This window comes from Herbiconiux sp. (assembly GCF_004297105.1).
GTDB lineage: Bacteria > Actinomycetota > Actinomycetes > Actinomycetales > Microbacteriaceae > Herbiconiux.
Map to the genome: position 1 here is coordinate 36,126 of NZ_SCVE01000001.1, position 12,156 is coordinate 48,281.

A 12,156-nucleotide genomic window follows, 5' to 3' on the forward strand; every position below is an offset into this window, starting at 1 on the left:
CCTGCAACTCCCACCGTGCAAGACCCACTCCCCGTTTCCCTGACTGGATGATATCCGGCGCGCGTGAAGGCAGTCCAATTCGCCCGGATCCTTGCCTGTAACCTCGATCCATGAGCTCGGGGAGCGATTTCACCGTGGCGGAGCGCCGATCGCGCTTCGATCGCGCCGTCTTCCAATCCCAGCTCCTGCTCGCCGCGGCGGTGCTCCTCCTCGTGTGCGCGGCCTACATCTTCCAGCCCACGTCGGTGCTGTCGTTCGCCTTCTTCGGCGGCATCGTTGTGATCTTCGTGCTCACGGGCGCCTCCGCGCTCGTGCCGTGGTCGAGCATGCCGCGGTGGTGGGCGGCGGCGTTGCCGATCGCCGACATCCTCGCCATCACCGCCATCCGGTTGGGCAATCCCGAGCTGGGAGCGGGATTGCTGCTCGTCTTCCCGGTGATCTGGCTGTCGAGCTACTACGGCCTGATCGGTGCCGTGGTGAGCGTGGTGGGGTCCGTCGTGCTCCTCTGGGGCACCACGATCCTCACCGGCACCGCGCTCGGTCTCGGCAGCATCCCCTCCCTGCTGGTGCTGCCGATCACGCTGGCCTTCATCGCCACCACCACACTCGCCACGTCGAGCCGCACCGCGGCTCAGCGAGGCCTCCTGCGCCAGCAGGCCGACCTGCTCGAAGTGGCTCTGCGCCGGGCCCGCCGGCAGGAGCAGACGCTCGACGAGGTGCTGAACGCGGTGACGTTCGGGGTGATCGCGTTCAACAAAGACGGGGCGCAGACGATCGTGAACCGTGCCCACCGCTCGTACCAGACCGAATTCGGGCTGCCGGAGACCGCCGTGGAGCATCCGGTGATGTATCAGCCCGACGGGCTGACGGAGTACGAGCAGGATGCGCGGCCCTTCCCGCGGGCGGTGCGCGGCGAACGCTTCGACGACATCGTGGTGTGGCTCGGCGAACCCGGGGAGCACCGCATCGCGCTCTCCGTGAGCTCGCGGCCGCTCACGACGGCCGACGGATCGCCCGACGGCGGCGTGATGATCTCCCGCGACGTCACCGCCGAGATCAACGCCATCCAGGCGCGCGACGATCTGGTGGCCTCGGTGTCGCACGAGCTGCGCACGCCGCTCACCTCGATCCTCGGCTATCTCGAGCTCGCCCTCGACGACGAGTCGCTCGATCCGTCGACCCGGTCGATGCTCGAGGTGGCATCATCCAACGCCGACCGGCTGCTCGGTCTCGTGGCCGACCTGCTCACGGGCGCCACCGAGAAGGAGCAACAGATCGCGATGTCGTTCAGCCAGTGCGATCTCGCCGTGATCGCGGCTCAGGCGATCGAGGCGCAGAGCATCACGGCATCCGAACGCAACATCGTGATCGAGAACGCCATCACCGAAGCGGTGCCGCTCGAAGCCGACGGATTCCGGCTCCGGCAGGTGGTCGACAACCTGCTCACGAACGCCATCAAGTACAACGTCGAAGGCGGCACGGTGCGGGTCGGCGTGAAGACCAGCGACGACGAGGTCGACCTGGTGGTGAGTGACACGGGGATCGGACTCAGCGAGCTCGAGCAGTCGAAGCTCTTCGACCGCTACTTCCGCGCGGAGGGCGTGCGGCAGTCGAGCATCCACGGCTCGGGGCTCGGTCTCACGATCAGCCGTGACATCGTGCGGCGGCACGGCGGCGAGCTGCGTGTGACCAGCACACTGGGCGCCGGGAGCACCTTCACGGCATCCATCCCCCGCTCACGCTAAACTCCGAATCAGGGCACTCCGGCCAGGCGTCGGATGCGTGGCGCACACGACGAACGAGGGGGGTGCGACTGTGAGACTCGACATCACCACCCTTCTGCTCGTGGCCGGTCTCGTGATCGTGCTCTGCGGCATCTCGTTCGTGCTCAACACGGCCATGCGCCGCAACGACGCGTCGGGCCGACTGTGGAGCCTCTCGTTCATCGCCGGGATGCTCACCGCACTCTCCTTCCTGGTGTGGAACGTGGCCCCCGAGGTGTGGTGGGTGCTCGCCATCGGAAACACCGCGTACGTCATCTCCATCGCCACCATCTGGTCGGGCGCGCGGGTGTTCAACGGGCGCAGCTCCCTGATCTGGATCAGCCTCGCGGCCGGGCTGGTCACCGCCGTGCTCACGGTGGTCGAGGGTCTGCGCGAACCCGGCGTGTGGATCGGCTCGATCCCCCTGTTCGTCGGCATCGCCGTGTTCTCGGGTCTCGCGGGGGCTGAGACGATGCGGTCGCGGATGCGGCGCAACCTGAACGCGCGCATCCTCAGCTTCTGCCTGTGGATCGTCTGCGCCTATTACGTGATGCGCACCTCGGTCTACATCACCATGGGGCCCGAGAGCGCCATCTTCCAGGACTACTTCGGCTCCGACACCACGTCGGTGATCACCATTCTGCTCGTGCTGCTCTCGGCCATCTCGATGTCGATCCTGCAGGCCGAGCGCTCGGGCGCCCGGGCGCTCGGCGATGTCACCGTGGGCGTGCACTCCGTGGTGGGCGTGCTCTCCGCCGCCTCGTTCATGCAGCAGTGGGCCGACTGGGTGGAGCGGGCCTCCTTCAACGGCGACCGACTCGCCATGATCGCCATGGACATCGACAACCTGCCGCAGATGAACACGGCGTTCGGCCGTACCTTCGGAGACACCGCTATCCGCTCCGTGGCGCAGATCGTGCGGCACTACGCCCCCACCACCTCGCTGCTGGGGCACACGGGAGCCGGCCGCTTCGTGATCGTCGTGGTCACCGCGAACACCCAGGAGGCCGAGCAGCTCGCCATCCGGCTGCAGACCGCCCTGGTCGACGAGCCGATCGACCCGCAGCAGTCGTTGCGCGCCACCGCGAGCTTCGGCGTGGTCGACACCGACATCTTCGGCTACGGCCTGCCCGTGCTGCGCCGGGCCCTCGACGATGCCACCCTCAAGGCCCGCGACGAGGGCGGCAACCGCATCGTCGTGGGTCGCGCCGCCGTCATCTAGTGCGCCGCCGCCTTTCCGGGCTTACGGCTGGGCTATGGCGATGGTGAGCTGGTCGCTCGCCGTCTGCTTGGCGTAGTCGCTGGAGTCGGGGGCCGACTGCAGCAGGATCTCGTAGGTGAACGAGAGGGTCATCGACGTGGCCGCCGGGTCGAGCGCCGGGATGATGAAGGTCTGGCTGTAGCTGTAGGGGTCTTTGATGAGGTAGCCCGGAGCCACGGCCGCCTGGTCGGAGAGCGGGGCGGGAGGCGTCAGCGATCCGTCGGGCCCGTTCACGGCCGACGTGAGAGTGACCCGCGAGAGGTAGATCTTCTGGCCCTGGTCGCTGCCGAGCTTGCCCACCATGGAGAAGCTCAGCGGCTTGTTGGCATCGGCCGTCCACTGATCCATGCTGAGCGTCGAGTAGTAGGTGACGGTGAGCGCGATGTCGCCCGCCTGCAGATCGTGCTGGGTGGAGCCCGTGGCGAGCTCGTTGATGATGGGGGTGATCGTGGAGGTGGGCGTGGGTGCCTTCGTGGGGGTGGCGGCGGCGTCGGTGTTGAAACGCGACTGGTCCCAGGGGGCCGTGCCGCAGGCACTCAGCCCGATGGCGGCAGCGAGGGTCAGCGTCGCGGCGAGCGCGGTTCTGACGGCCCTCCGGCTGCCGGATCGGCGGTTGTGTGCCATGAAATAGCCTTTCCCTCGGTACCTGATGCAATCTTAAGCTGATCTTGACGCGACCCTAGTGCATTGGGTGGGGCAACCCTGGGGACGGTATTGGAGACTGAGTACATGGCAGAGAGCATCAACCCGTACGTCACCGATCGAACCGATCTGGGTGACGGGCACGACGAGTTCCAGAACGACTTCATCGAGTCGGTGGAGTCGCTTCCGTCGTACCGGCCCACCATCGGGTGCATCATCCCCGCGTACAACGAGGCGGAGTCCATCGGCGACGTTCTCGAATCGCTCCTCACCCAGACCCGTCTGCCCGACGTCATCCACGTGGTGGTGAACAACACCACCGACGACACCGTGAAGATCGCCGCTCAGTACGCCGGACCGCACCTCAAGGAGGTAGACGGCGTCGAGCAGTTCACCGAGGTCTACGTGCACGACATCGGCAAGAACAAGGACAAGAAGGTCGGCGCCCTCAACTACGGCTACCAGCTGGTGGAAGGATGCGACTTCCTCCTCGGCGTCGACGGAGACACCACCGCCGCACCCGACGCCGTCGAGCGTCTCGCCGAGGAGATCACCTCCGACTCCCGCATCGGCGGCATCTCGGCCATCTTCTCGATCGACGAAGCCCCCATCAAGGGCTTCATCGCGAAGTTCCTCATCACCGGGCAGCGCTTCCAGTTCGCCGCCTTCAACATGCAAAACATGCTGAAGGGCCGCAACATGGCGGTGCTCGGCGGCCAGTTCTCGATCTTCTCCACGAAGGCCCTGCGCCAGATCATGGTGGAGAACCACCAGAACACCCCGTGGGTGAAAGACAGCGAGGTGGAGGACTCGCTCCTCTCGCTGCAGATCAAGAGCGCCGGCTACCTCACCAAGATCTCGGCCCAGGCCCGCGCCGACGTGGGTGGCATGACGACCCTCCGCGGTCTCGACGCGCAGCAGGTCAAGTGGAACTTCGGCGCGATCGAGCTCATGTGGCCGGGTCAGCGCGGCGACACCAAAGGGCAGCCGTTCCACCCGAACCTCCGCCTGCGCTGGTTCGAGAACTTCTCGATGCTGGTCAACCTCGTCACCCGTGTGATGTTCGTGCTGCTGCTGTTCGCATCCCTGTCGATCAGCGCCTTCGTGTTCTCCCCGGTCTGGCTCATCCCGCCGGCGATCGCGATCCTGCTGAACCTGCGCACGGCGCTGTCGATGAAGAACCGCAGCAACAGGGACATCGCGTTCGCACTCCTGCTCTTCCCCGCCGAGATCTACATGTGGGTGAGGCTCGGGCACTTCATCCGGGCCTGGACCAAGTTCCTGAGCCGCAAGCAGACCGACAACTGGGCGGCGCAGGCGAAGGCGGAGCGCGGCCGCGGCAACGGGTACCTCGTGCCGCTCATCATCCTGGTGCTCGTCGTGGCGGTGCTCGTTCTGGTGTGGTTCCAGCTCGACCCGTTCATCCAGTCCACCATCCTCTGGATCGGGTGGCCCATCCTCGGAATCATCACGATCCTGCAGACCCTCGAGATGTTCGTGAAGGTTCTGCGCCGGTACCGGGGATACAAGGTTTGAGCCCCGCGCACTACGTCGAACACGATGTGACGTTCGCCCTGCTGAACACGGTGGGGGACGAAGAGCGTCGCGGGCGGTTCGTGCACGATTTCATCAACCTCTGGGAGACCCGATCCCAGAGGTTGATGAAAGCTCTCGGCAGCGGGGACTGGGAAGACGCCGATGTGGTGTGTCTCAGCATCCGTTCCTCCAGCACCATGCTCGGCGCCTGGCCCCTCGAGGCCATTGCCGGCATGGTGCATTCGGCGGTCAAGGCAGAAGACCTCGTGGCCAGCATGGCGCACCTGGCACGGCTGCACGAGGTGGGCGCGCGCACCTGTGAGGAGCTGCTGATGCTGCTCGAGACGATGCGCCGTGAGGGCGCGACGCCCTAGGGCTCAGTCGGCCTGGGCTCAGTCGTCTGGGGCTCAGTCGGCCCGCGCTCAGTCGTCTTCGGAGGCCGCGAGCCGGTAGCCGACACCGCGCACGGTCTCGATCCAGCGCGGTGTGGTGATGCTGTCGGCGAGCTTGCGACGCAGGTTCGCCATGTGCACCTCGATGGCACGTTTGTCGGCCTCGCTCACGAAGTGCGCGGTGACGTAGCTCTCGCCGCGGAGCAGCAACGCCAGGTCGGCCTTGCTGCGCACGCGGCGCTGGCTCTCCATCAGGGCGTTGAGCAGATCGAACTCGCTGCGGGTGAGCTCGATGGCCTTGCCGTCTTTCTCGGCGAGGCGCATCTCCGAGTTCACGAAGAGGGCGTTGTGCTCGAGCCAGCCGTCTTCGCGGTTGTAGCTCTTCGGGCCCGAGGTCTCTGCGACCGGAGCGGGCGCCTCGACGGGCGGCGCGGCCACGGGAGCGGCGGCTACCGGCGCGGCGGCCACCGGGATCGGGGCAGCCATCGGTGCAGCCGCCTGCGCTACCGGCGCGGCGTACGCGATCGGGGCGGGTGCCGCCGGAGCGGCGGCCACGGGAGCGACCGGGCCCGATCCGTCGGTCGCGAGCACCTGCCGGGGTCGACGCATCATCGCCTCGACGCGCGCGCGCAGCTCTCGGGGGCGGAACGGTTTGGTGAGATAGTCGTCGGCACCGGCCTCGAGGCCCTGGAGCGTGTCGATCTCCTCGTCGCGCGCGGTGAGCATCACGAGATAGGTGTTGCTGAACGAGCGGATGCGCTTCGCGGCCTCGAAGCCGTCGATGCCGGGCATGCTCACGTCGAGCGTGGTGACCATGGGATCGTAGGCACGCACCGCCTGCACCCCGTCGAGACCGTTGCCGGTGGCCACCACTTCGAACCCCGCCTGGGTGAGGACCGTCTCCAGCAGGTGGCGGATGTCCGCATCATCTTCGATGATCACCGCGACGCGTCGTTCCGCATTAGTGTCCATTGCCATGATCGTACCAACCGTTCGTTCGGGACGTCACCAGCCGGCGTCTGCCGCCAGCTCTGTCGCGCTCTGATTCCACCATTCGCCGGCTGCTGGTCCGCCGTTGCACTCCCCGTCGCTCTCCCCGGGCGGCTTCACCCAGAGGTTCGCATCCTGCGCGGAACCCGACTGGGTGGCCGCGGGGGTCTCCCCCAGCGCCCGCCCGGACGGGTTGCACCACTCGCCGGTCGATCCGTTGCCGTTGCGGCTCGTGTCGATCACGTAGTGGGCGCCGTTCGTGAGGCTCGAGATCTCGTTGGCGTAGTACTGCTCACGGTCGGTGGAGTTGTAGTTCGAGACGTTCGTGGCGAAGCCGCGCGCCCGCGCCACACCCGCGCGGTTGAGCAGGTCGGCCATGTCGGCGGGCTTGCCCCAGTTGGAGTGACCGGCGTCGATGTAGGTGGTGACTCCGGTGGTGGCGAGCCGGTCGACGGATGCACCGACCTCCGAGAGCCGCTCGTCGACGTTGTCGCACTCGCTCGCCAGGGCGAGCGCGTCGGGCTCGAGGATGACGACCGCACCGCTGCCCGTGAGCGCGGTGGCGATCTCGTCGATCCACACGGGGTACTCCGTCGACGAGAGGCCGCCTGCCGAGTGATTGCCGCAGTCGCGGTTGGGGATGCCGTAGACCGTGAAGACGGGCATCTGGTTGAGCTTCTTCGCCTGGGCCACCAGGTCGCTCACGTAGCCGCCCACCTCGCCCGTCGGATGCTTCTCGGGTACCAGCCAGATGCTGGTGGGAACCGCCGCGATCCGGCTGAAGATCTCCGCATCGGTGGTGTCGCCCGCATCCGTCGCCGTGGTCGCGGCGGTCTGGGCCTTCGATCCCGGGTCGACGAAGAGCGACTTGCCGGCGAAGGGGTTGTCGGCGGCGACGCCGCCCTGAGCGAAGATCGAGCCGACTCCGACCACGAGGCCGCCGAGCACTCCCACGATCGCGACGATGGCGACGGCGAGTCCGATACGCGGCAGAACCTTGGTCACTGGTGCCCTCCCCCGAGACGGATGTTCGACAAGCCTAACCCGCGGTCGTGCGCGTCGATGCCGGGGTCGATGCCGGGGCGGATGCCGGGCCCGATGCCGGCACGGCCCGGCCGACGGTTCCGGCGGCCCCGTACGCCTTCAGGCGCGACATGGTCTGCGCGAACGGCACCGGCCGGCCGTAGAAGAAGCCCTGCGCGTGGCGCACGCCGATGCCGATGAGGATGTCGACCGCATCCTGGGTCTCGACCCCCTCGATCACCGTGGAGTAGTCGAACGCGTCACCGAAGCCCTGCAGGGCGCGCACCACTTCGCGCTGACGGGTGTCGTCGAGGTTGTCGACGAGCGAACGGTCGATCTTCAGGATGTCCATGGGGATGCGCACGAGGGCTCCCACACTGGAGGCCTCCGACCCGTAGTCGTCGAGCGCGATGAGCATGCCGAGCTCGCGGAAGTGCTCGGCCTGCGCGCGCAGGTCGTCGTCGATGTCCTTCGTGGACCGCTCGTTGAGCTCGAGGCAGAGCGACACATCGGGGTAACGGGGAACGATGTCCTTCAGGAAGGCGCCGACGTGCTCGTCGCGGATCTGCTCCACCTCGAGGTTGATGGTGACCACGGTGATGGTGGGCACCACCTTGCGGAACTCGCGAGCCGACCGCAAGGAGGCCTCGATCACCTGCTTGGTCAGCAGATCCATACGGCCGAGGCCCTTGGCCTTCTCGATCAGCGAGGAGGTGGAGATGCGGCCGAGCTCCGGATGCGTGTATCGCACCAGCGACTCGAAGGCCCAGATCTTGTCGTCGACCGTGTTGACGATGGGCTGATACACCACGTTCAGAACGCCGTCATCGATGGCCTTCGCCACGATCTCGTTGATGCGGCTCGAGCGGTGCGGCGAGATGCCGATCGACGACTCGAACGCCGGGCCGCCCTGGCGCCGGGACTTCTTGATCGAGAGCATGCTGTGGTCGGCATCCACCACGATCGACTGCGGGTCGGTCTCCTGGTGACCCGAGTAGGCGAGACCCACACTCACCAGCGGACGGTACTCGCGGCCCCCCAGGGTGGCCGGCTCGCCGATGTTGGCCACGATCTGATCGGCCACGCTCTTCGACTCGGCCAGCGACTGCAGCTTGGTGAGGATGACCACGAACTCGTCGCCGCCGACCCGGGCCACGAAGTCGTGCGGGCGCACGCTGGCCCGCAGACGCGTGGCCACGGTGGCGAGCACTTCGTCGCCGATGTGGTGGCCCTCGGTGTCGTTCAGTCGCTTGAACTGGTCGAGGTCGATGAAGAGCACCGCGATACCCGAGGCGTAAGTGCGGTCTTCGTTCAGGCGCGCGAGCGAGCGCTGGAAGGCGTTGTAGTTCGGCAGCCCGGTGAGCGAGTCGCGGTCGACGCGGTCGAGGAGGGTGTCGTAGGCGCCGCGCACGCGGGCGGTCTCCGACGCGATGTGGCCGATCGCGTCGAGCGCGAGTTCGTCGTCGGGGGTGAACGGGTTGCCGCCGTTCTTGCGGCTCGCGATCAGGTAGTCGGGGGGTTCGACCGCGTCCTGGCGATGTTCCTGCGTCACTCCGTCGTCGTCGCCGCTGCCGCCGGCGGAGTCGGCGAACGGCCCGGTATCGAGCTGCGGGTCGGCCGGGTTCAACGGCGCGAACCGCGCCCCGATCTCATTGCGGCCGGGAGGGGTGCGGCGGATCTCGAAGTCGGTTGCATCGATCGCCTTGCGGGCGAACTCGATCATCGTCTCCTTGGGGTCTTCCTCCACGTTCCAGGGCAGGGCGCGCGCCGCATCCACGACTCCGCTCAGGCGGCGCTCGCTGTTGCTGGTCTGGCGGCGCTTCGCAGCACCGTAGGCGGCGAGCGCCACAACGAGCAACGGAATGGTGGCCCGGCCGAGCTCGAGCGCCTCCTCCGGGCCGTCGACGAGTCGGAGCACCCCGCTGGTGGTGATGTAGAGGCCCACCGCGACACCGGCGCAGAGAACGAAGGTGGCGAACAGGCGCGCGGGACTCACGCCGTTGAGGCCCACCGAATGGTCGATGTTCCAGCGGCCGGCATCGCGCAGGAACTCCACCAGCAGCACCACGAGCTTGTGTGCCGCCACGCCGGCGACGATGGCGACGACGGGCCAGACCCCCACGGCGATCAGGCCGCGCGACAGCGCCACGAACGCCGTCGCGCCGAGCGCCGCGACACCCGACCACTGCAGCGCCGTCCATGGTGACCGGGTGGAGAAGGCCTTCGAGATGAAGAACGCCAGAACCCAGAGGCTGACATCGAATACCGGGTTGACCCCGAGAGTGGCGACCACGAGGAAAGCACTCGCGATACCGAACGGCGGCAGCCCCGGCATCCGGCCGATCGACTGCTGGTACACCGCGGTGACGCTGACGCTCAGAAGGAAGACGAGGCACACGATCCAGCTGGGCGGAGGGCTCGCCAGCCCTGCAGCAACCCCGGCCGCCAGAGTTCCGAGAGCGATCACGACGAGCACGAACGACATGGCCGCGAAGGCCTTGCGCTTGGTCTGCTCGATCATGACGTGAGTTTATCCGTCACGACGGCACAGCTCTCGTCAGATGCCGAGAGCGGTGAGCGCGTCATCCATCCTGCGGCTCATCTCGGCGTAGCCCTCGTCGTTCGGATGAAGGCCGTCTCCCGCCATCCACTCGGGATGACCCTCGATCCAGTGCGAGGCGTCCGGGATGTAGTCGGCGCCGATCTCGCCCGCGGCCGCCTTCACCCAGCCGATGATCTGCTCCACCGAGTCGGGGCGCTCGTCGGTGTACCAGAACGGCTCGACCACGATGAATCGGGCATCGGGGAGCTGCGCCCGGAGAGTCGTCAGGTCGAGGTCGATCGCCTTCTCGATGTCGGCGGCGCGCGCGGGCATCGAGAAGTTGTCGTTGAGCCCCATCGTGACGAACACGATGTCGGGGTTCTGCGCCACGATCTGCGGCACCTCGTCGTCGGCGGCGTAGTCGGCCAGATCGCCCGTGGGCGTGCTCGACCGGTTGTTCACGAAGCCGAGCCCGTTGACGCTCGGGTTGAACTCGCGCCAGCCGCGCTCGGCAGCGATCACGCTCGACCAGCGGAGGGCCGGGTCGGATGCTCCGGTGCCGAGCGTGTAGGAGTCGCCGTAGAACGCGGCGAGCGGGGCATCCGGATCGGTCACGGTGGTGTTCTCCTCCTGGGCGTGGCGCCCGCTCATGATCGCCACCATGACGAGGAACACGGACACGACCGCCACGAAGGCGACCATGATGACGACAAGACGAGCACGCACCCCAGTGGTTCGGGGCGCGCCCCGAACCGGATTGCCCCCTCGTCGCGACTCGCCAAAATCCGGTCTATTCTGCGCGATCTGGGCCGGATTTCGGCGAGTCGCGAGGAGGTCAGGCGGGGACGGGGGCTGCCGCGTCGGCGGTGGCCGCGATGACCTCCGCGATCTGCACCGCGTTCAGCGCGGCACCCTTGCGCAGGTTGTCGTTGCTGATGAAGAGCACGAGACCACGCTTGCCCGGCGCCGACTGGTCTTGACGGATGCGGCCCACGTAGCTCGGGTCGGTGCCCGCGGCCTGCAGAGGAGTGGGCACGTCGGAGATGGCGACGCCCGGGGCATCCGCCAGCAGCTCGTACGCACGCTCGGGGGTGATGTCGTTCGCGAACTCGACGTTGATGCTGAGCGAGTGGCCCGTGAACACGGGCACGCGCACGCAGGTACCGGCGACCCGCAGCTCGGGCAGCTCGAGGATCTTGCGGCTCTCGTTGCGGAGCTTCTTCTCCTCATCGGTCTCGAGGTCGCCGTCGTCGACGATGGAGCCGGCGAGGGGGATGACGTCGAAGGCGATGGGGGCCACGTACTTGACGGGCGCGGGGAAGTCGACGCTCGTGCCGTCGTGCACGAGGTTCAGCAGGGCCTCCGGGTTCGCGGTGGCGGCGATGGCCTGGTTCGCGAGCTCCTCGGCGCCGGCGAGACCGGAGCCGGAGACGGCCTGATAGGTGCTGACGATGAGGCGCTCGAGGCCGGCCTCGGCGTGCAGCACCTTAAGCACGGGCATCGCAGCCATCGTGGTGCAGTTGGGGTTGGCGATGATGCCCTTGCGGGCCTCCGCGATGGCGTGCGGGTTCACCTCGGAGACCACGAGGGGCACATCCGGGTCCATGCGCCAGGCGCTCGAGTTGTCGATCACCGTGACGCCGGCCGCCGCGAAGCGCGGGGCCTGGGCGCGGGAACCGGTGGCGCCGGCGGAGAAGAGGGCGATGTCGAGGCCTGTGGGGTCGGCGGTCTCGACGTCTTCGACCACGATGTCGTCGCCCTTGAAGGGCAGCACCGTTCCGGCCGAGCGGGCGGTGGCGAAGAAGCGGATCGACGCGATCGGGAAGTCGCGCTCCTCGAGGAGGCGGCGCATGACCTTGCCGACCTGACCGGTGGCGCCGACGACGCCGACGTGGAGTGCCTTGCTCACGAAGTTTCCTCTTCTCGGGGTTGGATCGGAACTCATCGCGAGTCGCCAAAATCCGGTCTAATCAAGCGATTCTAGGCCGGATTTTGGCGACTCGCGAT

Annotated in this window: 10 protein-coding genes; 4 read left to right on the plus strand and 6 right to left on the minus strand. The window is 67.4% G+C overall.

All coding sequences use genetic code 11. The features are described 5' to 3' along the window. Positions 1 to 110: 110 nt before the first annotated feature. Complete coding sequence (locus tag EPO52_RS00160) at positions 111 to 1,745, plus strand: ATP-binding protein (RefSeq protein ID WP_290800410.1); 1,635 nt, start codon at positions 111 to 113, stop codon at positions 1,743 to 1,745. 70 nt (positions 1,746 to 1,815) lie between these two features. Then, on the plus strand, positions 1,816 to 2,985 hold the full coding sequence (locus tag EPO52_RS00165; protein WP_290800412.1) for a GGDEF domain-containing protein: 1,170 nt from the start codon (positions 1,816 to 1,818) through the stop codon (positions 2,983 to 2,985). Between the two features lie 21 nt (positions 2,986 to 3,006). On the opposite strand, the gene EPO52_RS00170 is transcribed toward EPO52_RS00165, so the two are convergent. After that, positions 3,007 to 3,648, minus strand: a complete 642-nt coding sequence (locus tag EPO52_RS00170) for a hypothetical protein (protein ID WP_290800414.1) — start codon at positions 3,646 to 3,648, stop codon at positions 3,007 to 3,009. 105 nt (positions 3,649 to 3,753) lie between these two features. On the opposite strand from EPO52_RS00170, the gene EPO52_RS00175 reads away from it, so the two are divergent. Together EPO52_RS00175 and EPO52_RS00180 are read left to right on the plus strand one after the other, a co-directional pair. After that, complete coding sequence (locus EPO52_RS00175; protein WP_290800416.1) at positions 3,754 to 5,202, plus strand: glycosyltransferase; 1,449 nt, start codon at positions 3,754 to 3,756, stop codon at positions 5,200 to 5,202. After that, positions 5,199 to 5,576, plus strand: a complete 378-nt coding sequence (locus EPO52_RS00180; protein ID WP_290800418.1) for a hypothetical protein — start codon at positions 5,199 to 5,201, stop codon at positions 5,574 to 5,576. Before EPO52_RS00175 ends, EPO52_RS00180 begins: the two co-directional genes overlap by 4 nt. Before the next feature lie 48 nt (positions 5,577 to 5,624). Here EPO52_RS00180 and EPO52_RS00185 read toward each other — a convergent pair whose 3' ends face one another. From EPO52_RS00185 to EPO52_RS00205, 5 genes are all read right to left on the minus strand, one after another. Then, on the minus strand, positions 5,625 to 6,566 hold the full coding sequence (locus tag EPO52_RS00185) for a response regulator transcription factor (protein ID WP_290800420.1): 942 nt from the start codon (positions 6,564 to 6,566) through the stop codon (positions 5,625 to 5,627). Between the two features lie 33 nt (positions 6,567 to 6,599). Continuing rightward, positions 6,600 to 7,589, minus strand: a complete 990-nt coding sequence (locus EPO52_RS00190) for a glycoside hydrolase family 6 protein (RefSeq protein ID WP_290800422.1) — start codon at positions 7,587 to 7,589, stop codon at positions 6,600 to 6,602. A gap of 34 nt (positions 7,590 to 7,623) precedes the next feature. Continuing rightward, complete coding sequence (locus EPO52_RS00195; RefSeq protein ID WP_290800424.1) at positions 7,624 to 10,128, minus strand: EAL domain-containing protein; 2,505 nt, start codon at positions 10,126 to 10,128, stop codon at positions 7,624 to 7,626. A gap of 36 nt (positions 10,129 to 10,164) precedes the next feature. Then, positions 10,165 to 10,851 carry an SGNH/GDSL hydrolase family protein gene (locus EPO52_RS00200; protein ID WP_290800425.1) on the minus strand — a complete coding sequence of 229 codons (687 nt, stop codon included), beginning with the start codon at positions 10,849 to 10,851 and terminating at the stop codon, positions 10,165 to 10,167. Between the two features lie 133 nt (positions 10,852 to 10,984). Beyond that, positions 10,985 to 12,094, minus strand: coding sequence for an aspartate-semialdehyde dehydrogenase (locus tag EPO52_RS00205; protein ID WP_290800427.1), 1,110 nt, complete (start codon positions 12,092 to 12,094; stop codon positions 10,985 to 10,987). Positions 12,095 to 12,156: the final 62 nt, after the last annotated feature.

What these genes read in the sequence shown, in the direction of transcription:
- EPO52_RS00160 (WP_290800410.1), top strand. Translation starts at nt 111, where the DNA reads ATGAGCTCGGGGAGCGATTTCACCGTGGCGGAGCGCCGATCGCGCTTC.
- EPO52_RS00170 (WP_290800414.1), bottom strand. Translation starts at nt 3,648, where the DNA reads ATGGCACACAACCGCCGATCCGGCAGCCGGAGGGCCGTCAGAACCGCG.
- EPO52_RS00175 (WP_290800416.1), top strand. Translation starts at nt 3,754, where the DNA reads ATGGCAGAGAGCATCAACCCGTACGTCACCGATCGAACCGATCTGGGT.
- EPO52_RS00185 (WP_290800420.1), bottom strand. Translation starts at nt 6,566, where the DNA reads ATGGACACTAATGCGGAACGACGCGTCGCGGTGATCATCGAAGATGAT.
- EPO52_RS00195 (WP_290800424.1), bottom strand. Translation starts at nt 10,128, where the DNA reads ATGATCGAGCAGACCAAGCGCAAGGCCTTCGCGGCCATGTCGTTCGTG.
- EPO52_RS00200 (WP_290800425.1), bottom strand. Translation starts at nt 10,851, where the DNA reads ATGGTCGCCTTCGTGGCGGTCGTGTCCGTGTTCCTCGTCATGGTGGCG.
- EPO52_RS00205 (WP_290800427.1), bottom strand. Translation starts at nt 12,094, where the DNA reads ATGAGTTCCGATCCAACCCCGAGAAGAGGAAACTTCGTGAGCAAGGCA.